The organism is Mucilaginibacter sp. (genome assembly GCF_965200995.1).
Taxonomy (GTDB): Bacteria; Bacteroidota; Bacteroidia; order Sphingobacteriales; family Sphingobacteriaceae; genus Mucilaginibacter.
This window is the reverse complement of record NZ_OZ241743.1, coordinates 1,845,249-1,866,917: the sequence shown is the minus strand read 5'-3', so window position 1 is coordinate 1,866,917 and position 21,669 is coordinate 1,845,249. Positions and strand designations below refer to the sequence as shown.

The 21,669-nt window shown below is 47.9% G+C and carries 18 protein-coding genes; 5 read left to right on the top strand and 13 right to left on the bottom strand.

Annotation, left to right across the window (positions count from 1 at the left end):
* The 4 genes from ACY652_RS08865 to ACY652_RS08850 form a co-directional block, all read right to left on the bottom strand.
* Nucleotides 1–960, bottom strand: coding sequence for an NADP-dependent phosphogluconate dehydrogenase (locus ACY652_RS08865; protein ID WP_462267979.1), 960 nt, complete (start codon nt 958–960; stop codon nt 1–3).
* A 326-nt stretch (nt 961–1,286) separates the two neighbouring features.
* Entirely contained in the window at nt 1,287–2,606 is a 1,320-nt protein-coding gene (locus tag ACY652_RS08860) for a gluconate:H+ symporter (protein ID WP_462267977.1), read from the bottom strand.
* Between the two features lie 126 nt (nt 2,607–2,732).
* Nucleotides 2,733–5,057, bottom strand: coding sequence for a glycoside hydrolase family 3 protein (locus ACY652_RS08855; RefSeq protein ID WP_462267975.1), 2,325 nt, complete (start codon nt 5,055–5,057; stop codon nt 2,733–2,735).
* Nucleotides 5,058–5,145: 88 nt separating this feature from the next.
* Complete coding sequence (locus ACY652_RS08850) at nt 5,146–5,532, bottom strand: winged helix-turn-helix transcriptional regulator (RefSeq protein ID WP_462267973.1); 387 nt, start codon at nt 5,530–5,532, stop codon at nt 5,146–5,148.
* Nucleotides 5,533–5,671: 139 nt separating this feature from the next.
* Between ACY652_RS08850 and ACY652_RS08845 the strand changes: the two genes are divergently transcribed.
* The gene (locus tag ACY652_RS08845) at nt 5,672–6,553 is read left to right on the top strand and encodes an SDR family oxidoreductase (RefSeq protein WP_462267971.1); all 882 of its coding nucleotides are present in this window, start codon (nt 5,672–5,674) and stop codon (nt 6,551–6,553) included.
* A gap of 150 nt (nt 6,554–6,703) precedes the next feature.
* On the opposite strand, the gene ACY652_RS08840 is transcribed toward ACY652_RS08845, so the two are convergent.
* Both ACY652_RS08840 and ACY652_RS08835 read right to left on the bottom strand, forming a co-directional pair.
* The gene (locus ACY652_RS08840; protein ID WP_462267969.1) at nt 6,704–8,029 is read right to left on the bottom strand and encodes a glycoside hydrolase 5 family protein; all 1,326 of its coding nucleotides are present in this window, start codon (nt 8,027–8,029) and stop codon (nt 6,704–6,706) included.
* A 206-nt stretch (nt 8,030–8,235) separates the two neighbouring features.
* On the bottom strand, nt 8,236–9,162 hold the full coding sequence (locus ACY652_RS08835; RefSeq protein WP_462267967.1) for a hypothetical protein: 927 nt from the start codon (nt 9,160–9,162) through the stop codon (nt 8,236–8,238).
* Between the two features lie 333 nt (nt 9,163–9,495).
* Between ACY652_RS08835 and ACY652_RS08830 the strand changes: the two genes are divergently transcribed.
* Nucleotides 9,496–11,040, top strand: a complete 1,545-nt coding sequence (locus ACY652_RS08830) for a glycoside hydrolase family 10 protein (protein WP_462267965.1) — start codon at nt 9,496–9,498, stop codon at nt 11,038–11,040.
* A gap of 80 nt (nt 11,041–11,120) precedes the next feature.
* Here the strand turns inward: ACY652_RS08830 and ACY652_RS08825 are convergent, their stop codons facing one another.
* The 3 genes from ACY652_RS08825 to msrA all read right to left on the bottom strand — a co-directional run bounded on the left by ACY652_RS08825 (nt 11,121) and on the right by msrA (nt 13,392).
* Nucleotides 11,121–11,876: an SDR family NAD(P)-dependent oxidoreductase gene (locus ACY652_RS08825; RefSeq protein ID WP_462267963.1), complete on the bottom strand. Its 756-nt coding sequence runs from the start codon at nt 11,874–11,876 to the stop codon at nt 11,121–11,123.
* Complete coding sequence (locus tag ACY652_RS08820) at nt 11,869–12,663, bottom strand: hypothetical protein (RefSeq protein ID WP_462267961.1); 795 nt, start codon at nt 12,661–12,663, stop codon at nt 11,869–11,871. The genes ACY652_RS08825 and ACY652_RS08820 overlap by 8 nt, the downstream gene beginning before the upstream one ends.
* Before the next feature lie 240 nt (nt 12,664–12,903).
* Nucleotides 12,904–13,392 (bottom strand): peptide-methionine (S)-S-oxide reductase MsrA, encoded by a 489-nt coding sequence (msrA, locus tag ACY652_RS08815; protein WP_462267959.1) that lies wholly within the window; start codon nt 13,390–13,392, stop codon nt 12,904–12,906.
* Nucleotides 13,393–13,537: 145 nt separating this feature from the next.
* Here msrA and ACY652_RS08810 point away from each other — a divergent pair, with 145 nt between their 5' ends.
* Together ACY652_RS08810 and ACY652_RS08805 are read left to right on the top strand one after the other, a co-directional pair.
* On the top strand, nt 13,538–14,116 hold the full coding sequence (locus ACY652_RS08810; RefSeq protein WP_462267957.1) for a cysteine hydrolase family protein: 579 nt from the start codon (nt 13,538–13,540) through the stop codon (nt 14,114–14,116).
* Nucleotides 14,117–14,374: 258 nt separating this feature from the next.
* Complete coding sequence (locus tag ACY652_RS08805) at nt 14,375–15,022, top strand: TIGR02117 family protein (RefSeq protein ID WP_462267955.1); 648 nt, start codon at nt 14,375–14,377, stop codon at nt 15,020–15,022.
* Nucleotides 15,023–15,076: 54 nt separating this feature from the next.
* Here the strand turns inward: ACY652_RS08805 and ACY652_RS08800 are convergent, their stop codons facing one another.
* Nucleotides 15,077–15,403, bottom strand: a complete 327-nt coding sequence (locus ACY652_RS08800) for a hypothetical protein (protein ID WP_462267953.1) — start codon at nt 15,401–15,403, stop codon at nt 15,077–15,079.
* Between the two features lie 137 nt (nt 15,404–15,540).
* Between ACY652_RS08800 and ACY652_RS08795 the strand changes: the two genes are divergently transcribed.
* Nucleotides 15,541–16,437 (top strand): hypothetical protein, encoded by an 897-nt coding sequence (locus tag ACY652_RS08795; RefSeq protein WP_462267951.1) that lies wholly within the window; start codon nt 15,541–15,543, stop codon nt 16,435–16,437.
* 76 nt (nt 16,438–16,513) lie between these two features.
* On the opposite strand, the gene ACY652_RS08790 is transcribed toward ACY652_RS08795, so the two are convergent.
* The 3 genes from ACY652_RS08790 to ACY652_RS08780 form a co-directional block, all read right to left on the bottom strand.
* Complete coding sequence (locus ACY652_RS08790) at nt 16,514–18,130, bottom strand: ATP-dependent DNA ligase (RefSeq protein WP_462267949.1); 1,617 nt, start codon at nt 18,128–18,130, stop codon at nt 16,514–16,516.
* Nucleotides 18,127–19,218, bottom strand: coding sequence for a ligase-associated DNA damage response exonuclease (locus ACY652_RS08785; protein WP_462267947.1), 1,092 nt, complete (start codon nt 19,216–19,218; stop codon nt 18,127–18,129). Before ACY652_RS08785 ends, ACY652_RS08790 begins: the two co-directional genes overlap by 4 nt.
* Nucleotides 19,219–19,317: 99 nt before the next feature.
* Entirely contained in the window at nt 19,318–21,468 is a 2,151-nt protein-coding gene (locus tag ACY652_RS08780; RefSeq protein ID WP_462267945.1) for a carboxy terminal-processing peptidase, read from the bottom strand.
* Between the last annotated feature and the right edge of the window lie 201 nt (nt 21,469–21,669).

Below are 21,669 nucleotides of genomic sequence, written 5' to 3'. Positions count from 1 at the left end.
TTATTCAGCAGGCTCCACATAACTGCCTACCTGCCCGTGGTGCCGCTCATAAGCAATATGCGCATCGGGTCCGAAAGGGTGCCCGCCAAAGCCGTTTCGCATCATGGCGATGGATTTAGGCGAAATGTTTTCGCTGTCGCGTGAAGCGATTAACTGCATTACCGATTGTGCAATTACCGGAATAGAAACCTCCATCTTCATGGCATCGGTAACCAGCCAGTTTACCTCACCGGTATCATCCACGTAGGAAGGTACATTGAAGCCTTTCTTCTCGTCATACAACTGCTTCATCAGTTCCACCAGCCACGAGCGTACTACCGAGCCGTGGTTCCAGGTGTGCAATATTTCACTGATATTCAGTTGCTCGCGGTAGCGGGCCAGCAGGGCCATGCCTTCGCCAATGGCCTGTAACATACCAAACTCAATACCGTTGTGTACCAGCTTTACAAAATGGCCCGAACCCGATGCGCCGGTGCAGGTGTAACCTTCAGGTACCGCCAAAGCCTTCAGTAAACCTGCTATTTGCTCCACCGCTTCTTTTGCGCCGCCTACCATAAAGCAGGCACCGTTACGGGCACCACTGATGCCGCCGCTGGTACCGCAGTCAATCAGAAACAAACCCTGCTCCTGCAACGCCTGGGCGCGGCGGATGCTGTCGCCCCAGTAAGAGTTACCGCCGTCAATTAATATATCGCCCTCGCTTAGCAGCGGTGTAATCTCTGCAATTAAATCATCCACCGCTTTACCGGCAGGGATATACATAAAGATTTTGCGCGGTGTTTGCAGGCTGTTTACCATGCCAGCCAGACTATCGGCCAGGCGGATGTTTTCATGCTGTAGAAAGTCAGGATTGGCAAAGCGGTCGTAACCGGCTATGGCATAGCCCTTTTCGGCCGCCTGCAGTGCCAGGTTACCGCCCATTTTACCAAGGCCGATGATGCCGTATGCTTGTTTTTCCATAGTTGTTAATGTTATATTGGTGCTGTTGTACTTTATGTGATATAACAACACATCAGATTACTTTATTTCTTAAAAAAGTTTGTCATTCTGAGCGTCAGCGAAGAACCTGTACTGTTGCAGAACAAAGCGTACAGGTTCTTCGCTGACGCTCAGGATGACATATTTATTTTAATCCACTTTTCTATCACTCAATCCTTCTGTTATTCGCTCATTCGTTTGGGGGCGTTGCCTTGCGGCCCGCGCTTTACGCTGCAAATCCTCGCTCGTACCTCGCTGCGGGTTTTCCGCTGCAATCGCTAACGCAACTTTATTCATTTACCTTCTGCTCAAATAAATGCATTGATCAGCATTACCCCTGCCAGCCCGAACACTGCCACCAGCGACTCCATTACCGACCACGAGCGCAGCGTGTCTTTAATATTCAGGTTAAAATACTCCTTAAACAGCCAGAAGCCACTATCGTTAAAGTGCGAAAAAGCCAGGCTGCCCGCACCTATAGCTAATACCATCAGGTTGGCATCAGCCCTGCCGGGGCCTACCAGCCCTACCACCATGCTGGCCGCCGTAAGCCCTGCCACTGTGCTTGAACCCAGGCAAACACGGATAGCCGCCGCAATGAGCCACCCTGCCACCAGCGGGTGCACCGGCAAATGCTGTAACGAGGCGGCAATGCTGCTGCTCACACCGCTATCGGTAAGTACCTGTTTAAAGGCCCCTGCCCCTGCAATAATAAGCAGCACCAGGGCAATGTCCTTTACCGCTTCGGCATATATAGAATTAATTTGCGGCATGGTTTTGCCCTGCCTGATGCCTAAAGTAAACGTAGCTACGATAAGCGCAATGAGCATTACCACCGAGCCATCGCCAAAAAAGGAGATGATTTTGGTGAGCGGTGAGGCAGCATCCGGTTTAGCAAACTGAAAATATAGTGTATTCAGCATAATAAGCAGTACCGGCAGCAGCGCCGCCATAAAGCTGCTAAAGGCGCCGGGCAGTTTGTCTGCAGCAATTTCTTTGGGCCGGAAGGCATCCAATGGCTCCGCCGTGATACCTTTTAAGGTAGAGGCAAATACCGGCCCGGCCAATATAATGGTGGGTACGGCAATGATAAGGCCATACAGCAGCGTATGCCCTATATCAGCATGAAACTGCCCGATGAGCGCCACCGGCGAAGGATGCGGCGGCAAAAAACCATGCGTTACCGACAGGGCCGTTACCATAGGTAGCCCGGTATATACGGCCGGCAGCTTGTATTTATAGGTAACCGAAAAAATGAGCGGCACCACCAGCACAAAGCCGATACCGTAAAACAGGGTAAGGCCGGTAATAAAGCCGGTAGCCATCAGTCCCCATTGAATATATTTTTCACCGGTAATGCCAATCAGCACCTCCGCTATTTTTTGCGCCGCACCACTTTCCGCAATCAGTTTGCCCAGCATGGCGCCCAGGCACACAATGATGGCCAGTTGCCCCAACGTATCGCCTAACCCTTTCTGCACGGAGGCCGTTACCCTGGGCAGCGGCATCCCCAGCAACAACCCGGCCGTAACCGAAGCCAGTAAAAAAGCCAGGAAAGGGTTAACCTTCAGCCAGCTTACCAGCAGAATGAGCAGCAGAATGCAAAACAGTATGGTAACAACAGGCATAAGCAGTTACGGGTAGAGAATGTGCAGCCAATATAGGATTATTCGTTTTTAAACGACTAAAGGTAAATTGTACAGACGCTTACTATATAGCAAAAGCAGCTGTCGCTGAGAATGACATTCAATTTTTTACTTCTTCACATATTTCGCTGTACGGGCATCTTTGATTACGCCTTTCCAGTTTAGGCCGTAGCCAAAATCATAGGTGTGCCCCTGGCTATCTTTATAGCACTTCATGTCCAGCGGTACATCTTCGTCCTGCTTTTCCACGGTTTTCATATCGGCCGGCATTTGCATAGGCAGCAGGGCCGAAGGTTCGCGGGCACCGGTGATAATATCCAGCAGGGCCTGGTCCTGCACACTGAAATGGGCCAGGATAGCGTTAGCACTGGTTTCAAACTCCGCAAATACCAAAGGGTTATTCACCAGTACGGATACAATTACCGGCTTGCCCTTCATTTTGACGTAGGTATCGGTTACCATAGCTAAATCTGTAGTGTTGGTAGCGGTTGCACTTTTGCCTTTGTAGCTGCGGTTGGTGAAGGTTTCGAGCGGGTCGCCGCCTGCAATGCTTTCGGCACGGGCATCGGTTGCGGTATAGGGTTTATATTGCAGCGGTATAGGCAGATAACCGTTGCCGCCGTTTTTAGCATCATCGGCACTGTAACCACCTCCACTGGCCGGGCTGTTAATAAACACCAGCGCATAATCTGCCTCCTCCGGGTTATCGGTTACCTTAAAGTATTTTTTAACTACATTGATGCTTACCGGGTAATCCAGTTTTTCGGGCGTAGCCATACCCAAAAAATTGATACCGGCCGGGGTAAACTGCTTAGGTACGTATACTGTTTTTTGCTTTTGCAGGGGCAGTACCTGGTTTTGGTTCTTCAGCATCACGATGGATTTCAGCTGCGCCTCGTAACCGGCCTTCATATATTCGGGCTTACCTACGGTAGCCTGCGATACCTGCGGATCGAGGTAAGGATTTTCAAACAGTCCCACCTGGAATATATTTTTGAGCAACCGTACAGCCGACTGCTCGAAACGCTTGCGCATAAACAATTCGCCATACTCTTTAGCACCCATATTATATGCTTCTATAACCGGAGCGGCCTCATTATTACCGCCGAACTGATCTACGCCTGCCATTAATGCTTTATAATGGCGCTGGGCAACGGTAAGTTTTTCTACGCCCCACGATTTACCGCTTAAAAATACGTTGATGGCGGTTTCATTGGCCGTTACCAGCCAGTCGGTACATACCACGCCGTTATAATGGTATTTATTACGCAGCAAATCGGTAATGATGTATTTGTTGTAGTTGTTGCCTACGTTCTCACCGTTTTTGGTGTCTTGCCCGTACGATATGGTATAATAAGGCATTACTGCCGAAGCTACGCCGGTTTTGCCCTTCAGCTTGAAAGCGCCTTCGGTAAAAGGCATCATATTTTTGGCAAAATGCTTACCCGGGTAAACGGCATACTTGCCAAAGCCATAATGCGCATCGCGCCCGCCCTCGCCCGAGCCGCCGCCCGGCCAGTGCTTTACCATCGCGTTCACGCTGGTATATCCCCAGCCGCCGGCAATTTCTTTGCTGCCGGCGGAGGTTTGAAAGCCATCAATATAAGCCCTACCCATATCGGTAGCCAGCAACGGCCCCTCGCCGAAGGTGCCGCTCGCCCGGTTCCAGCGGGGCTCGGTCGCTAAATCCACCTGCGGCGAAAGTGCGGTGGCAATACCCAGCGCCCGGTATTCGGCAGCGGCAATATGGCCAAACTGCTCTACCACAGCCGGGTCAAAGGTGGCGGCCATGCCCAAAGAGCCGGGCCACATAGAAATCTGCCCGCCTGCCCCGGCGTTAAACTCGGCAAAGGCTACAGTACCATGCCGGGGATCGGAACTGATGTTGACCGGGATACCCAGCCCTGTACCTTCGGCCAAAGCCTGCATATTATTATTCCATTCGGCAGCCACGGCCGGACTTTTTACCGAGGTAACCAGCACATGGCGTACATTATCCTTCGTTAAAAACTCCTTTTGCTGGTCAGAAAGGTCGGAGGGCTGTGCACCGCTCTCGGTAAAAACCTTACCATTATAGGTACCGGCAAAGGGCCCGCCTGCCGCAGCAGGTACCGGCTGGTGCCTGCTGTATAGCATCAGCCCGGCAATTTGCGGCAGCGAAAGTTTGGAGGCTAAATCGCGTGCGCGCACCTCCGCGGGCAAACGCCAGTCTTCATACACATCAAGTTTACCGTTCTTATTTAAATCTTTAAACGAAAGCTTACCTTGCTTAATAAGGTGCAGGCCTGACGCTGATGAATACCGGAGCATACGGCCACCCGGATTTTGTATGGTTATGATTTGCCCTTTAGCAGGCAGCGAAGAATTATGATAAGCAGCTGCCCCGCATAGCACACCTATAGTTAGCAGGGATAATGGGGTATGAATTTTCATAAAAAGCAATAATTGGTGCAGGCAATATACTTATTAATACAGTGAAATAGCAGCGCCCTCAACAAAGTGTATTTTTACAGAAAGAAAATTAATCTGGATGCTCATGCTTACCAGCGTAACGCCGGCGCGAAGCCATTACCTGCGGCATATAGGTAGCCGCCCATTTGGTAAGGCCCTCAATGGCAGGCAGCAGGGTGGTACCCAGTTCAGTTAAGGTATACTCTACCCGGGGCGGCACCTGCGGGTACAGTTTTCGGGAGATCAGCCCGTCGGCCTCCAGTGTTTTGAGGGTAACCGTAAGCATCTTTTGCGATATATTGCCCACAATGTGGTTCAGCTCGTTAAACCGCAGGGTGCCGTACTCGCCCAAAACAGATATAATGAGTATCGACCACTTGTCGCCCACCCGGTCCAGCACGTTACGCACCGGGCAGGTATCAATGTCCTGATATTTTTTCAAAATTTCTTTTAGCATAAACTGTTGACTATGAATATTAGTTACTTCCGGGTAAGTTACAGGTGGCGCAGTGCCTTCTTGCAATTTGCTAAATCCCTGTATACCTTTACACTCTCCAAAAGTAACTAAATATATTTTGGTTTGTAAAAAATAACAAATGAGTACGATATTAATTACCGGTGCTACCGGGCAACTCGGGGCTGCTGTAGCAGATGCCCTGCTAAAAAAAACCAATGCCGCCAACCTGAAGGTTTTAGTGCGCGATAAGGCTAAAGCCGCCGTACTGCAGAAAAAAGGCGTAAAGATAGCAGAAGGTGATTATAACGATTATGATTCGCTGGTAGCTGCGTTTACAGGGGCGGATAAGATCTATTTTGTATCCGGCAACGACCTCCCTACCCGGGGCGAGCAGCACAGCAATGTAGTTAAAGCTGCAATACAAGCCGGTGTAAAGCACGTGGTATACACCAGCACCCAGCGCAAAAATGAAACCGGCACCTCGCCCATCGCATTTGTAGCGCAAAGCCATTTAAGCACAGAGCAGGCTTTGAAAGAATCCGGCTTAACCTATACCATCCTGCAGCATACCTTGTATGAAGATTTAATTCCATTATGGGCCGGGCCGCAGGTACTGGACAATAAAACCATTTACTTTCCGGCCGGTGAAGGCAAAGCCGCCTTTGCCCTGCGCACGGACATGGCCGAAGCTGCCGCAATAATTTTACTGGACGAATCGGAAAAATATCATAATAAAGCTATTGAAATCAGCGGAGCGGAAGCGGTATCATGGCAGCAGATAGCGGATGACATTTCGGCCATCACCGGGCAACCCATAAGCTATGTTTCACCTTCGGCAGAAGAATTTACTGCGGCACTGCAACAGGCAGGGGTACCCGAAGAAATTATCCAGATGTCGGCTGGTTTTGCCAAAGCTATCGAAGAAGGCGAGTTTAGCAACGTAAACCCTGCGTTAGAAGAAATACTGGGCCGTAAACCGGTAACGGTAAAGGCGTATTTGCAGGGCGTTTACGGAAAATAACCCCTATTACTTATCACGGAAGGGAGTACTTTTAACTGTCATTCTGAGCGATAGCGAAGAACCTGTACTTAGGCTAACAAGTGTACAGGTTCTTCGCTATCGCTCAGAATGACAGTAATTATTTATAAATTATTTATATACTTTGTCTCTTTACCTCTTTGCTTCCTGTGCTGCTTTACGTATCACCTGCCAGGTAGATGCATCAGAGAAGAACACGGAGTTTAGCCCCTGCTCCTCCTGGCCGGGGTCTGAGGTAAAATCGTCGCCCTTGCGCCAGTTGTGGCGCTGGGTGTCAATTTTACCGTAACCGCCCAGGCCCCAGAAGTTGACACCCGCTACCGGGCCGTTATGCTGTTTGCTTTGTTCCAGGTAATTAAATACAAACTGGTAGTAAGTATTACGTGCACCGGTAGTGCTGCCCAGTAAAAAGGAGTGGTTATCGCGCGGCAAGCCAAATTCTTCTATCACTAGCGGCTTGTTCAGCCTTTGCGCTACCGCAATATGCTTGTCAATGTAATCGCCTGTATTCTTTTTAATCTGCTCCATACCGGCGGTAATGGAAGTATCTTTAAACCAACCCCAGTTCTTGGGCCAGATGTGTATCGTCAGGTAATCAATACCAGGCGTGGCATGGGTTTGCTCAAACAAGTCTAAACGGCCTTCGGTACCCATAGTACCCTCGCTGCCGGTAGTTACCAGGTGGTTTTTATCAATGGTTTTGATGTAGGCCGAAGTAGCCGCAATCCATTTATGGTAGGCATCAATACTGGATGACCGCATCGGGCGCGGCTCGTTGGCCAGTTCCCAGGCCATTACCGCCGGATCGTTTTTATAGAGCAGGCCGCTTACGGTATTCTTGCGGTTCAATATGAATTTAATGTGCTGATTTAAATCCGCCATGCAGGCATCACAGGTGTAGAACTGACTTACGTATTTGATATAATCCTGGTAGTAGTTGCCGCCGCCGGTGGCGCCATAGCCTACGCCGCCCGGTACGGGGGGCTGCCCGTAGCCGTTCCAGCTCAGGTATTGCGCCATACCGCCGCTCCAGTCCCAGTTATTGGTAAAATACAGAATGGCTTTGATTTGATACTTACTTAATTGTGCCAGAAAATAATCCAGGCTGGCCAGCAGGTTTTGATCATACTGCCCCTTTTTGGGTTGCATAATGTAAGGCAGTTGCTGGTCATTAGCTGATACGCCTTCGGCGCCAATCAGCACCCGTACATTGGTAATGCCCTGCTTCTGCATTTCGGCCAGCTCGCGGTTAAGCCGCTGTTTGCCGGCTTCGCCCTTTACCCCGGCCAGCAAACCGCCATACCAGTAATTGGTGCCGATATAATAATAAGGCTTACCGTTAAGTGTAAACTGCTGCCCATTGGTTTTTACAAAGCCGCTTTGTGCAAAGGCAGAGGTAAATGCCAGCATGGCACTAATGATGAGCAGGTGCCTCATGTGCTTATAAACACGATACATAGGTGATATAATTTCCGGTAAAGGTACTTTTTTATCAATGCAAAAAAGGGTTGACAAAGGTTTACATAATTAACATTTTATTTTTACAACAAATTGGTAATCATGTGCTTATAAAAACACAAGGTCTACACTTTTTGGATCGGCTTTTTTCTGCCTGTTGGCAAAGCTTCAGTTATTCTGAAGACTGGTGTAATGCACTGCACCGGTTATTTTAAAGTAAACCCGGTGCGGCCCATCGTATAGCCGTCGGCATACATCAGCACAGTATAATCGCCTTTCTGAAAGGTGGCAGGGTTTACCCAATCAATGGTGTAGGTAGCGCCATCATCCTTAAAGTCGATAGAGGTTTTATAGGTGTACTGTAAATCCTGCCCATCGGTAGTAAAGGTGCCTGCATCGGTTCCGGTAATCAGGTTGCCGGTAGGGTCAATAATACGCAGGTAAATATCGTGCAGCCCTTTTTCGGCAACGGCATTGGCGGCAACGGTAAAGTTCAGCTTGATCTTTTTGGCGGTGCGGGCCTTGGTAACATCGGTTTCTTTGCCATTGCCTTTAATTTTGTAAGCGGTAACCCCGGCGCTTGCCGTTTTCAGGGCGGAGGCAATTTTTACTTTGGTATTCAGCTCCTCGTTCTGCTTTTGCAGGGTGGTTGCTTTGGTAACTACGGTAGCCAGGTTGCTTTTCAGCGTATCGTTTTCCACTGCCAGGCTGGCTTTCTGGTTTTTCAGGTCCTCAATATCGGCAGTGTACTTGGTTACAAAATAGCGCAACTGCTTAATGTCTTCCAATGCGTTTTTAAGTTCACCGGTAGTAAGCTTACCTTTAGCCAGCTGCATACGCAGCATCCTGATTTTGGCCTGCAATGATTCGGTGCGGGCCTGCATGGCGGCCGTTAATTTGGTTTTGCTGGCACCGGCCTGCTGCACCTGGGTTTCCAGTTGCGCTTCCAGGCTGTCCAGTTCTGTTTTTAAACGGCTCTTTTCATCTTCGGTTTGCGTGGTAATGCTGCGTACCTCCTGCTTTTTTTGCATATACAGGTATACATTGGTACCTAACAACGCCACCAGCACCACAATTAAAAAGTAAACTACGTTTGAGTTTTTTTTGGGGTTTTGCTGAGATTGTATTTCCATTCGTAATAAAAATAAATAATAAATAGGCAGCGGCCGTTAATATCAATTTAGGGCTTATTGCCGCCGGGCATCTGCCACCGTTTGCAGCGTCTGCCTGTTACTGCTCAGGTTTAAATTACAGAATGTTAAGTATTTAACTTTTTAAACAACGCTTAAGTATCTTACCGTTAAAAAAACTTGGTTTCAGCTGTTAAAATATGCCCTGCAACAGGCCCCAAAATAAGTACAATAGCTTTAAAAATCAAACCCGGATACAGTTTAAAGTAATAAAGCAGGGGTGCAAGGAGTTTGTATATCTTTGCAACTCTTTTAAAAATACCGGGTTATACAAAAATGTGTTTATATAAAAAATGGGTGCTGCTGGCGGCGGTATTATTAACAGGACTAACCTTAAAAGCGCAAACCGATACCATTAAACAGCTGCAGCCCACCTCTAAACGCGAGTTCAGGGGCGTATGGATTGCCACCGTGGTAAATATTGACTGGCCCCTGAACGCCCGTGCCGGGGCAGAGCGGCAGCAGCAGGAACTTACCAACTTATTGGAATTTCATCACCAAACCGGCATTAATGCGGTAATGCTGCAGGTAAGGCCCGCAGCCGATGCCCTGTATGCCAAAAGCCGCGAGCCCTGGTCAAAATACCTTACCGGCAAGCAGGGGCAGGATCCCGGCTATGACCCGCTGGAACTGGCCGTAACCGAGGCCCACAAACGCGGCATGGAGCTGCATGCCTGGTTTAACCCCTACCGGGCTACCTTTGATGCCAACTTTGCCAGCCTTAGCGCCCAGCATATCACCAAACTGCACCCCGACTGGTTTTTTACCTATGGCCGCATCAAGCTGTTTAACCCCGGCCTGCCCGATGTGCGCGAATACATTGTACAGGTAATTTTAGATGTGGTGAAGAACTACGATGTGGACGGCATCCACATGGATGATTACTTTTACCCCTACCCCATTGCCGGGCAGCGCATTAACGATGCGGAGGCTTACCAGAAGTACGGCGGGGATTTTACCGACATCCGTGCCTGGAGGCGCAATAACGTGGACGTGCTGATTAAAATGATGGCCGACAGCATCCATAAGTATAAACCCCGGATGAAGTTTGGCATCAGCCCCTTTGGTATCTGGAAAAATGCCAGTCAGGGGGCCGACGGCTCGGCTACCAATGGCGGCGCTTCTTATGTAGAGCAGTTTGCCGATACCCGCAGGTGGATAAACGAAGGCTGGATTGATTACATCAGTCCGCAATTGTACTGGCCTTTTAATAACCGTTCGGCGGCTTTTGAAAAACTGGTAGACTGGTGGAGTTTGCAAACCAACGGGCATCACCTGTACATAGGCCAGGCAGCTTACCGTATCAATGAGCCGCGTTCGCCCGGCTTTAAACTGCCCGACCAGTTACCGGCACAGATACGGTATATGCGCAACAATCCGCGGGTGCAGGGCAGTATCTTCTTTAGTTCAGCTTCTTTGAAAAGTAACCGGCTGGGTTTTACCGATTCATTGCGCAGCCATTATTACCGGTACAAGGCGTTGCCGCCGGTAATGCTCTGGCTGGATTCGATAGCTCCCAATACACCCCGGCAATTAGCTGCACACACCGAGCGCAACAAAGTATTGCTGCACTGGGAAGCGCCGCTGCCTGCGCATGACAAAGAGCCGGTATATGGCTATGTAGTGTACCGTTTTAATGAAGAGGATAAACTGGATTTCAGTAACCCGGCCAACATTATCAGCATTCAGTACAACGCTGCGCTTTCGGCTGAAGATGATACGGCACAGCCAGGCAAAAGGTATATTTATGCGGTAACCGCCATCGACCGTTTAAAGAATGAAAGTGAGCACTCGGTACCATTCACCATAACCGCGCGGTGATTTTTGGAACCAGGAATCAAGAGCCAAGACAAGTACGTAAAAACATCCTTAATCTTGATTCTTGCTTCTTGCTTCTATCCTCAACTGTTCATCACCGCCCCGCAATTAATATCCAGTGCCTGGCCGGTGATGGAACGCTGGCTGAGCAGGTAACTTACCAACTGGGCAATTTCTTCGGGCTGGCTCATGCGGCGCAACGGAACGCTTTGCATGGCAATATCATAAAACTCCTGCTTACTGATACCGATGCCATCGGCAATGCCCTGCAATCCCTCCTGCGACATCTGGGTATCTACCCAGCCGGGGCAAATGGCGTTTACCAGTATCTGCTCCGGCGCCAGCTGCACCGCCCACGAGCGCATCAGCCCTAACAACCCCGCCTTAGAGGCGCAATAGGCCGAATAGTTAGCCACGCCCAAACGCGCCAGTACGGATGAGGTAATTACAATATGCTTTTCATTATCGGCCTTGCGCAGTTGCGGCAAAAAGGTATTTACAAAATTATAGGTGCCGGTAAGGTTGGTGCTGATGATATCGCCCCAGCGGTCATCATTATCCCAATAATTTTCGCCGCCGATACCGGCGTTGGCTATCAGGCCATTAATGGAAATATGGCTTAGCTGATAAGCGGCCATGCGCAGGCTTTCGGTGTCGCGTATATCGGCGCTGATTACCTGGTGGGCGGTACCCTGCAAAATATGCAGGGTATGTGTTAACGCGTCGGTATGCCGGCCCAGCAGCAGGCACTGGTGCCCGGCGGCGGCTAACTGTTTGGTAATGGCCCGGCCAATGCCACTGCCTGCACCACTAATGAGGTAGGCTTTACGGTTACTCATGAATATGAAGCTGCTGCTTTTGCTGCAACGATGACAAATATAAATCCAACTCGCAGTCGCCCATACCATAAATAGGGTATTGCCGCCAGAAACGGTTGTACAATTCCTGCTTTTGTGCTACGCCGCTCTGATAAATACTCAATAATGCCTGCTCCACGCTGTTCAGCCCGGCAGCATCCGCAGTGCGGCGGTTCACGTGGGCCAGCAGGGCGGCCTGCAGCCAGTGCAGGTTGCCCCAGTACTTATGGGCATCGGTCCATTGCTTCAGCTCCATCAGGTTATTGTTTACCAAAAGTTTCCAGGCAATATCGGCTACATAAAAATCTACTTCACTGATACCGAGGCGGCCATCATATAAATCTTCCAGCTGATTGCCGTTGAGCTGGCCCATCCCCCTAAAATCGGTTACCTCCGGGTAATCATCAGGGCTGATGAGATAAATTTTAGGCTGCGACAGATCGACCTGGCGTTTCAGCAGTTGCATTACGCCCAGTAAGTTGATCTGGCAATGCAGGTCGAACTCGAACCAAAGGTTAATCTCTTCATACGGCTCATTCAGTTTGGCAAGTTCGGCTATCACTTTCCGGTCGTAGTTTTCTGCGCTGTCATCAAACGCCTGTATGACCCACTGCTTACGCTCGTTCCAGAAACCGGCGGCCGTAATATCAGCGCTGAGCGGCCCTTCGGATAATACTTCACGCCAGATAATTATATCCCCTTCCAGTCCGGTTTGTTCAAAACTGTGCAGGGTAGCATCGCCGTTCAAAATGTGGAGGATAGCACTCATAGACTTTCTATAACTTCTCAAACATCATTTTGCTTTACCAAAAATCAGCAGTCTTTTCTGCGCTTTAACATTGAGCGGCAATTACTTGCTTAAATTAGTAAAAGAAAATCCGTTATTGAATGTAGCTATAAGATAAAATTATCAAATAGTTTATATCTATAACATTAACAATCTATATACAAAAACACCTGTTGCTCTACTGTAGTTGTATGGCAACAGGCATTTTTATCATGTTAAAATTTACAGTGCCCACTCCGGCCGCTCGTAGTGGCAGGTGTAGCCGTACGGGTGTTTCTGCAGGTAATCCTGGTGCTCTTCCTCGGCATCCCAGAAATCGCCTGCGGGTACCACTTCGGTAACAATTTTACCGGGCCATTTGCCGGAGGCTTCCATTTCTGCAATTAACTGTTCTGCCGTTTGCTTTTGCGCATCGTTCAGGTAAAAGATAGCCGAACGGTAGGAGGCGCCCACATCATTGCCCTGCCGGTTGCGGGTAGTAGGGTTATGTATCTGGAAAAAATATTCCAGCAGCTTGCGGTAAGAAATCTGGTCCGGGTCGAACTCAATGGCAATGCCCTCGGCATGGGTGCCGTGGTTGCGGTAGGTGGCGTTCGGTACTTCGCCGCCGGTATAGCCCACCCGTGTTGATAGTACGCCCGGCTGCTGCCTGAACAATTCCTCTACACCCCAAAAGCAACCGCCTGCCAAAATGGCTTTTTCTGTGCTCATATAATTTTGCTTAATTAATTTCGTGTCTGTTACTTGCTATACAAATAACGGTTACAACGCTATATGGTTCATTATAGGCTCATTTCTTTCCATAAAGAACCTGATATTTTACATAGAAGCGATAGTTTGTTATCTATCTTTAAACATGATAAACCCACAAAAAACCGCGCTGATTTTAATTGATATACAAAAAGCATTTGATGACATTGCTTATTGGGGAGGTGAAAGAAACAATCCTGATGCTGAAGATAACAGTAAGCTTTTACTTGATTATTTCAGGGCACATCATCTGTTTCTGGTTCATATCCAGCATTGTTCAGTTAGCCCGGAAGCGCTTCATGCAGAGGGCAATCCGGGAAACGCTTTTAAAGAGATTACAGCTCCGTCAGGTGATGAATTGATCATTAAAAAATCGGTCAACAGTTCGTTTATTGGAACCAACCTAAATGAAGTGCTTGATGAAAAAGGTATCCGGCATGTAATTATTGTGGGGCTTACTACAGATCATTGCGTTTCAACCACCACCCGAATGGCAGGTAATTATGGCTATTATACCTATCTGATTTCGGATGCAACGGCAACATTCGCTAAAACAGGCATTAATGGCGAACAGTACAACGCAGAAACCATGCACTTAACGGCACTTGCCCAGCTCAACAATGAGTTTGCTACAGTATTAACTACCGGGGAGATGATAGCGTTGCTGAATAAGAATACTATATAAGTAAATTGTTTTTATACAGTTGTGTGAAACTGGAAGCTTTGTACAATATTGGTATTTCTGTAGTTGCAAACTACAGGCATAGCGGTGCGAAGTTGGAAACTCAGCACAACGGATATATAAACCTGATAATGCGATGTGTCTTTATCAAAGGGTCAACAACTGCTATTTCTTTGCTTTGGAGAGGGTTACCTTGGCTTTAAAAGTGTATTAAGCTTAAACCGATATATCAAACAGGTGAAAAAACTGCTTAAAGTTATCATGTACACAGTGCTAAGCCTGATCGGGTTTGTGGCTGTTTACTTAATTGCTGCCTTTACCATACCAGCAATCAGCGTACCTGCGGAAGCGGGATCAAACAAAAACATTACTATCTACATCCTTACCAACGGTGTGCACACAGATATAGTGGTTCCATTAAAATCAGCAGATAAAGACTGGAGCCGGGAAATTAGCTTTAACAATGTAATCAGGCCCGATACCAATGCAAAACTGGTGGCCTTTGGCTGGGGCGATAAGGGTTTTTATCTGAACACACCCACCTGGGCACAGCTAAAATTCAGCGTTGCTTTTAAGGCAGCCTTTGGTTTAAGCACTTCGGCCATACACGCAACGTTTCATAACAGATTGCGCGAAGGTTCATCATGTAAAAAGATCGACATCAGCAGGGAACAATATTTAAGGCTGATTGGGTATATTGAAAGCAGCCTGCAAACGAATGCAAACGGCAACGTGATCAACATAAAGACCACCGCCAATTATGATGACCACGATGCTTTTTATGAGGCCAAAAGAAGATATAACCTATTTTACACCTGTAACACCTGGGCCAATAACGCGCTAAAAGCCTGCGGGCAAAAAGCGTGTATATGGACACCAAGGGACAAGCCCATATTTGATAAATACTAAACTATGCATCTCAGGCATAGGGGTGCGAAATTGGAAATTTCGCGAAAGAAAGAATTAAATCATTTCTTTGGGAAATTTACCGCCCAATTCATTGAACCTGCTTTCATACTCCACTTTAAGTTTAGCATAAGCTTTACCTTTCAACTGCCCGTTTTGCTTATACCATATAAACTCTTCAAGTGCTCGCAAAGCTTGATCGGGGCGGTGCAAGGCGATTGATTTATTATACTGGCTCATCCAATACGAAGGGTTCCGAGATAAAAATCGGGTGCGTAAGGCCGATACATCTGCAACCAATGCAATAAAAGCACAAAGCAGAAAGAATTGTATGAGGCCAGCAATAAACATTATTGTTTGTAAATCCTTAATTGCGTTATCCATTTTGAAAATATTAATTATAAAATTAGGCTGTAATATATTAATTTGCCATAAAATTTGATGAGAAATCTTTTGATTGCGAGATACATAATAGTGTTATCATTTAGGTTTCTTACATAAAAGAATAAAATATTACCTATATGTTTTCTGTTAAAGCCATTAAAGTCTCCATTTCTAAAATTCTTATTGCTTTTTTATTCAGTATTATATGTATTTTATCGGCAAAACAAATTAATGCCCAAGTTAAAGTATTTTCTCCTTCAGGGCATAGGCTTAATTTTGATACTGTAAAAACATACGGTCAAATAAGAAAATCTTTTGGTGAGACAACGCGTACCTATATTGTGGGTAATAAGAATAATTTACATACAGTTTATTATATACCTTTAAAACACCAAGCTGTAGCGGTTGAAAGTAATGATTCCATAAGTGCCCTAAAAGATATTTATAATTTTAATCATATTAAATATTATCGCACTGGCACATTCGACTATGATTTTGATCATTTGAAGGAAATGTCGAATGTAGATACGTTAATGATTAAAAGTTTGTTGGGTACTCCTGACAATGAGTTTGATAATGAATCTTTATACAAGGGTAAAACTTTTTTCTATGCTAAGGGTCAATTTCAATTGCATTTTGAAAATGGTCTTTTAAACGATTATACGTTTTTAAACTTTGACGGTCCTCGAAAATTACAATTAGGTATTTCAGATTTTAAAATAAATTTATCTGAGTCATCTTCTGATTATGTTACAGGGTTCAAAATCAGTTTCTTTAATTTCTCCAAGAAAAGGATAAAGTATATATACATTACAGTTAAAGCATTAAATGCTGTCAATGACTTAATATCAACAAAAACAGTTAGGGCTATAGGCCCAATCGATGTAAGTGATGCAGGTAGTTATGATTGGACAGATCTTTACTTCTCTTCAATAATTGAAACAGTAAAAGTAAATTCAATAAAAGTTCAGTATTTTGATGGAACGGTAAAAATTTATCCGGCTTCAGTCGTCAATCAATTATTTATTAAATAGATTTAGAGCTTCTAATATCTCCGTTGTGCGAAGTTTCCAACTTCACACCCCTGCGCACGTAGTTTCCAGCCACTCTCTACTCCCCCAGCAACGCCCGTAAACTCTCAATTGTGTCCGCTTCCTCCTTTGGCTTATCATGCCGCCAGCGCAGGATGCGGGGGAAGCGCAGGGCTACGCCCGATTTATGGCGGGTAGATTTGTTGATGCCCTCGAAGCCAATCTCAAACACCAGCTCGGGTTTTACAGTGCGTACCGGGCCAAATTTTTCGATGGTGTTGCGCTTCACAAAGGCATCTACCTTGTTAATTTCCGTATCAGTAAGGCCGGAGTAGGCTTTGGCGAAGGGCACCAGGCGGTCGCCGTCCCATACGGCAAAGGTATAGTCGGTATACAGGTCGGCGCGGCGGCCGTGGCCTTTCTGGGCGTAAATCATTACGGCATCTACCGACAAGGGGTCGATCTTCCACTTCCACCAGTCGCCCCGGCGGCGGCCTACCTGGTAGTGGGCGCTCTTGCGCTTCAGCATCAGCCCCTCGGCAATCATTGCGCGCGATTGGTCGCGCACGCCAGCCAAATCTTCCCAGCTATCAAACTCAATCAGTTGCGAAATGCGGAACAGTTCAGGATGCGTAGTCGCCGCCTGTAAACCTTCCAGCAATTTGCGCCGCTCGGTTTGCGTTTTGTAGCGGATATCCTCGCCATCATATTCCAGGCAGTCATAGGCAATTACTGCAACAGGGCTTTCCTCCAATGCCTTCTTCGTCAAATTTTTGCGGCCAATGCGGGTTTGCAGAAAGTTAAAGGATAACGGCTGCCCATCCTTAAAGCTCAGCAGTTCGCCGTCAATCACGGTACCGTTGGGCAGCTCCTGCAAAAAGGCATGCAGCTCCGGGAACTTATCCGTTGCCAGATCCTCGCCCCGGCTCCAGATGAAAATCTGGTCGTCGCGCTTAATCAGTTGGGCACGTATGCCGTCCCATTTCCATTCGGCCTGCCACTCGCAGGCATCGCCTAAAGCAGTTTGCAGATCCTCATGGGTCTTTTGCCGCTCCGAGGTTTCCTGTATGGGGTAAGCCAGAAAGAAGGGGTAGGGGCGCGATACATCATCCAGCGCACCGCCGGGTTCCACCAGTTCGGTGTACTGGTATACCTCCGGCTTCCAGTTGCCCATTACCCGGTGGGTAAGCACCGAGGCCTCCATGCCCGTTATCTCGGCCAGCGCCTTGATCACCAGGTTTTGCGATACCCCTACCCGGAAACTGCCGGTTAATAACTTGTTAAACACAAAGCGTTCCTGTGCATCCAGCGTGGCCCAAGCCTCCAGCAGCCAGGCCTTGCGCATTTCTTCAGGCAGGGTGCCCAGGGATGTGATCTCGCCCATCCATTCGGTGAGGGTTTTATTGCTGCTTTGGTTATGCTGGGGCAGCAGCAGGGCAATGGTTTCGGCCAGATCGCCTACCACATGGTAGCTCTCCTCAAACAGCCATGCCGGTATGTGCGAGGCCTCGATGGCCCAGTTACGTATCTGCGTGGCGTTGATCTGCCGCTTGGGGTTGCGGCCGGTAAACAGCGCCAGCATATACATCTTATCCGTATCGGGTACGCATTCAAAGTATTCCTTAATTACGCGTACCTTCTCGTTGGTCTTGTTCGTTTCGTCTAACGAGGTAAAGAGTTGGGCAAAGCTTCTCATATCACCCCTCCAACCACCCCGAGGGGGAGGCTTTCTATTGATTTACTATCAGGTTCACCAATACTCCCCTCCCCTTCGGGGAGGATGGGTGGGGTTTCTTCATCGTTACCATACAGCGTATGCACCTCATGTGCATCAAAGCCGATGCCGCTCAGGTAGCGGGCAAAGCTGGCCGTGTAGCCGTGGGTGAGATACACCTTTTCGCAGCCGGTGGCATCAATGGCGCTTATCAGACCGTCCCAGTCGGCATGGTCGGAAAGGACAAAGCCCCTATCCGCCGCACGGCGACGCTTGGCCCCGCGCAGGGCCATCCAGCCGGAGCAGTAACCGAAACTATACGGTTGAAACTTGCGCATCCAGGGCGTACCTACCGAGGAGGGCGGCGCAATGATGATACCTTTACGTACTTCTTCCTTATTACTTTCGGGCGTAATGCGCTCGGTAGGGTTCAGAATGATGCCATTGCGGCGCAGGGCCTCGTTGGTATTTTCAATTACGCCGTGCGTATATACTTTACCGATGGATAAATCGAGATTTTGCAGTATGCGCTGCGCCTTGCCCAGCGAGTAACCTACCACTACCGTAGCCAGGTTATGCTCCACATTATAGCGCCACCAGTTATTCATGGTTTCAAACAACTGGCTTTGCGGCGCCCACTTGTACACGGGCATCCCAAAGGTACATTCCGAAATAAAATGATGGCAACGCACCGGCTCAAAAGGTGCGCAAACACCATCATCCTCTACCTTATAATCGCCTGAAACCACCCAAATTTCACCCTGACTTTCCACCCTGATTTGTGCCGAACCGATGACATGCCCTGCCGGGTACATGGTGATCTGCACGCCGTTCTTGTTCACCGTTTCGCCGTATTCTATAGTTTGCAGGTTGATGTCGCCCAGGCGGTATTTCATTACCTCGCGTGACAGGTGGTGGGCCAGGTAATGTTTGTGGCCTGCATAAGAATGGTCGGCATGGGCGTGGGTAATTACAGCATCATCCACCGGCAGCCAGGGATCGATATAGAATTTACCTTTTTTACAGTAAATGCCTTTGTCCGTAAATTCAAGAAGGGGTGTTTTAGTCATGAGTACAGATAACCCGCAGGTAATACATTTGGTTTTAAATGCAAACATCCCGGCCTTGCGGGGCCGGGATGTTTATATGGTATCGCACTGAGGCAGAATTTAATTGCTACCCGTTACATTGGTTAAGTTATTGGCTTTACCTAAAGAAATATAATCTGTCAGGATTTGCCCGGCTTCTATCTTCAAAAAGTCCAGATCTTCATTTTTAGGGCGTGCCTGGCCTTTTTTAAGCGGCGATAAGCCTAAAGCTGCACGGCGCAGATTATCGCGTTCAGTCGAGCGTTTATCATCGGCATCGCGCTGTTGCTTTAATTGATCTTCATTCAGGGTAATGCTCTTTTCGGCATCGCGCTTTTTAAATTCCTGCAAATCATCCAGCAGGTATTTATAGTTCACATTATTGGCCATACGCTGCTGGTGCAGTTGGGTAAGTTGCGGCACCACGCCGGTAAAATCGCCCACCTTAGTGTAATTGCTGCGCTGTATCACATCAAAAGGCAGGGCAGACGGCTCGGTATCCTCGCCGTACTTATCTAATGGTATAACCGATGGAAATGCAACATCGGGCATTACCCCTTTGTGCTGGGTAGAGCTGCCGCTGATGCGGTAAAATTTAGCCATTGTTAAATTTAACTGGCCAAATTTTGGCTGGCTGCCCGAAGCTGTGCTCTTGCTGCCTAATTTACCACCGGTCATGTTTGACAGCATATCGCGCACCGAAGGGCTGATTACCTTATCCAAATCAATGGCGCTTTGCACCGTACCCTTACCGTAGGTTTGCGAACCGATGATCAAACCGCGGCCATAATCCTGTATAGCACCTGCAAAAATCTCTGAGGCTGAGGCGCTGAAACGGTCTACCAGTACCGCCATCGGGCCGGTCCAGGCAATGCCCTGGTCTTCATCTTCGTCTACCTCTATACGGTTACGGGTATCACGTACCTGTACCACCGGGCCGCTTTTAATAAATAAACCGGTCAGCTCAATAGCTTCCATCAGCGATCCCCCGCCGTTCTGGCGCAAATCCAGCACCACGCCGTCTACATTCTCACGTTTCAGGGTATCTAAAATCTTGCGTACATCGCGGGTGGTGCTTTGGTAGTTAGGGTCGTTAGCGCGGTAAGCGTTAAAATCCAGGTAAAATGCAGGTACATTGATGATCCCCACCTTTACGGTTTTGCCATTTAGGTTATATGTACGAATTTCTTTCTTGGCTAATTGGTCCTTCAATACAATCTTTTCCCGAACCATCTGTACAATCTTGGGCTGGTCAGAAGCGCCTTTGCCTTTGGGCAGCAACTTTAAGCGTACTATGGTGCCTTTGGCACCGCGTATCAGCGTTATGGCATTATCGGTACGCCAGCCTACAATATCCTGAAATTCGCCATTGGTACCTTGCGCTACGCCCACAATGCGGTCGTCAATATTAATCTGGTGACTTTTATCGGCCGGGCCGCCAGCCACGACAGATTTAATGGTGACATACTCATTATCCGACAGCAGTGAAGCGCCAATACCTTCCAGCGAGCGCGACATCTCGATATTAAACTGCGCTGCGTTAGCCGGGTTAAAGTAATTGGTATGCGGATCGATGGCCTCGGTAAAGGCATTCATAAAGGCCTGGAACACATCCTGGTTAGACAGCTTACCGGCCTGCGACAATAAGTTCTCGTAACGCTTCTTCAGCGTTTGACGATCTTTAGCCAGATCCGGCGTAGCCAGTTTCAGGTTGAGTAAATCATATTTCACCCGCTTGCTCCACAGCTCGTTCATCTCACTCTCCGAAGCTACCCAGGGCAGGTTGTCCCGGTCATAGGTAAACGTTTCGTTGCTGTTAAAATCAAAATTTTTATTCAACTGGGTAAGCGAATAGCGCACCCGCTCCATGTACCGCTTCTGGTACACATTGAACATGTAGAACACATTGTTCAGGTTACCGGCCTTCAGGTCGTCATCCAGTACAGTACGGTATTTATTAAAATCCTTGATATCCGAGGCCAGCAGATAGTTATGGTTCTCATCCATTGCCTTCACATAACGGTCAAATATAACGCCCGAAATGGAATCATTAAGCGTTACCTTCTTATAGTTGTAGGTAGATATCATGGAGGCCACTTCCTTTGCTACCACACTCTGCTGCTGGTCGGGCTGCAAATCATTGGAGCCATTTACCTTTTTTGGCGTTGAGGGGGATGCCTTGCAGGCCAGTGCAGCGCCTACCAGCATCGTTATATATACGTTTCTAAACATTTGCTTTACTGCTTTTAATTCAGGATAATAAATCAACATCAATACCTATGCCTATATTGTTAAAGTAGCTCGTGTAAAATACGGGGCAACTGTGCGTCTGCCTCCGGCTTAATAGAATAGCAATACTGTAAATAATGTTTTATTGCTGCTCATTATAATAACCGCACCAACGCAGTTGATAAGGCACTGTTTACAAACGGC

What these genes read in the sequence shown, in the direction of transcription:
- ACY652_RS08865 (WP_462267979.1), bottom strand. Translation starts at nt 960, where the DNA reads ATGGAAAAACAAGCATACGGCATCATCGGCCTTGGTAAAATGGGCGGT.
- ACY652_RS08860 (WP_462267977.1), bottom strand. Translation starts at nt 2,606, where the DNA reads ATGCCTGTTGTTACCATACTGTTTTGCATTCTGCTGCTCATTCTGCTG.
- ACY652_RS08855 (WP_462267975.1), bottom strand. Translation starts at nt 5,057, where the DNA reads ATGAAAATTCATACCCCATTATCCCTGCTAACTATAGGTGTGCTATGC.
- ACY652_RS08850 (WP_462267973.1), bottom strand. Translation starts at nt 5,532, where the DNA reads ATGCTAAAAGAAATTTTGAAAAAATATCAGGACATTGATACCTGCCCG.
- ACY652_RS08845 (WP_462267971.1), top strand. Translation starts at nt 5,672, where the DNA reads ATGAGTACGATATTAATTACCGGTGCTACCGGGCAACTCGGGGCTGCT.
- ACY652_RS08840 (WP_462267969.1), bottom strand. Translation starts at nt 8,029, where the DNA reads ATGTATCGTGTTTATAAGCACATGAGGCACCTGCTCATCATTAGTGCC.
- ACY652_RS08835 (WP_462267967.1), bottom strand. Translation starts at nt 9,162, where the DNA reads ATGGAAATACAATCTCAGCAAAACCCCAAAAAAAACTCAAACGTAGTT.
- ACY652_RS08830 (WP_462267965.1), top strand. Translation starts at nt 9,496, where the DNA reads ATGTGTTTATATAAAAAATGGGTGCTGCTGGCGGCGGTATTATTAACA.
- ACY652_RS08825 (WP_462267963.1), bottom strand. Translation starts at nt 11,876, where the DNA reads ATGAGTAACCGTAAAGCCTACCTCATTAGTGGTGCAGGCAGTGGCATT.
- ACY652_RS08820 (WP_462267961.1), bottom strand. Translation starts at nt 12,663, where the DNA reads ATGAGTGCTATCCTCCACATTTTGAACGGCGATGCTACCCTGCACAGT.
- msrA (WP_462267959.1), bottom strand. Translation starts at nt 13,392, where the DNA reads ATGAGCACAGAAAAAGCCATTTTGGCAGGCGGTTGCTTTTGGGGTGTA.
- ACY652_RS08810 (WP_462267957.1), top strand. Translation starts at nt 13,538, where the DNA reads ATGATAAACCCACAAAAAACCGCGCTGATTTTAATTGATATACAAAAA.
- ACY652_RS08805 (WP_462267955.1), top strand. Translation starts at nt 14,375, where the DNA reads ATGTACACAGTGCTAAGCCTGATCGGGTTTGTGGCTGTTTACTTAATT.
- ACY652_RS08800 (WP_462267953.1), bottom strand. Translation starts at nt 15,403, where the DNA reads ATGGATAACGCAATTAAGGATTTACAAACAATAATGTTTATTGCTGGC.
- ACY652_RS08795 (WP_462267951.1), top strand. Translation starts at nt 15,541, where the DNA reads ATGTTTTCTGTTAAAGCCATTAAAGTCTCCATTTCTAAAATTCTTATT.
- ACY652_RS08790 (WP_462267949.1), bottom strand. Translation starts at nt 18,130, where the DNA reads ATGAGAAGCTTTGCCCAACTCTTTACCTCGTTAGACGAAACGAACAAG.
- ACY652_RS08785 (WP_462267947.1), bottom strand. Translation starts at nt 19,218, where the DNA reads ATGACTAAAACACCCCTTCTTGAATTTACGGACAAAGGCATTTACTGT.
- ACY652_RS08780 (WP_462267945.1), bottom strand. Translation starts at nt 21,468, where the DNA reads ATGTTTAGAAACGTATATATAACGATGCTGGTAGGCGCTGCACTGGCC.